At 67.9% G+C, this 989-nt stretch carries 1 protein-coding gene; it reads left to right on the forward strand.

From position 1 onward, the window contains the following. Positions 1-46: 46 nt before the first annotated feature. Positions 47-989, forward strand: a 943-nt coding sequence (nicT, locus tag IE249_RS21040) for a Nickel transporter NicT (protein ID WP_229858950.1), incomplete at its 3' end; no start/stop codon positions are given.

The raw sequence follows: 989 nt of genomic DNA on the forward strand, positions 1-989 counted from the left end.
ACGGCAGCTCACGAAGTGATCCACGAGGTGCTGGAGCGTGAACCGGATGACCCTGCCCGAACGCATGTCCACTTTCCACTGGCGACGCGAGGACACCCTCAAGACGGCGGGGCTGCTGGGAGTGATCCTCGTCCTGCACGTCGTCGCCTTCGGGATCCTCTTCCTCCTCGTCGTCCCCGAGCACTACCAGGTCGGCACCAAGGCCTTCGGCATCGGCCTCGGCGTCACCGCCTACACCCTCGGCATGCGGCATGCCTTCGACGCCGACCACATCGCCGCCATCGACAACACCACCCGCAAGCTGATGGCCGACGGCAAGCGGCCGGTGTCGGTGGGCTTCTGGTTCGCGCTCGGCCACTCCAGCGTGGTGGTGCTCCTCGCCCTGCTGATCGCGGGCGGCACCTCCCTGGCCGGCAGGGTGATGAACGAGCACTCGCGCACCCACCAGGTGCTCGGCATCATGGGCACCACGGTCTCCGGTACGTTCCTCTACCTCATCGCCGCGCTCAACCTGGTCGCCCTGGCCGGCATCCTCAAGGTCTTCCGGGCGATGCGCGCGGGCACCTACGACGAGCGGGAGCTCGAGGCGCACCTGGACTCGCGCGGCTTCATGAACCGCCTGCTGGGCCGTCTCACCCGCTCGGTCACCCGTCCCGGGCAGATGTACCCGCTGGGCTTCCTGTTCGGCCTGGGCTTCGACACCGCCACCGAGGTCACCCTGATGGTCATGGCGGGCTCGGGCGCGGCGGCCGGGCTGCCCTGGTACGCCGTCCTGTGCCTCCCGCTGCTGTTCGCGGCCGGCATGAGCCTGTTCGACACCCTGGACGGCACCTTCATGAACTTCGCCTACCAGTGGGCGTTCTCCAACCCGGTGCGCAAGGTGTTCTACAACCTCACCATCACCGGCCTGTCCGTCGCGGTCGCCTTCCTCATCGGCACGATCGAACTCGTCGGCGTCCTGCACGACAAGCTCGACCTGCGCGACGACC

The organism is Streptomyces anandii JCM 4720, from assembly GCF_014650655.1.
Classification (GTDB): Bacteria; Actinomycetota; Actinomycetes; order Streptomycetales; family Streptomycetaceae; genus Streptomyces; species Streptomyces anandii.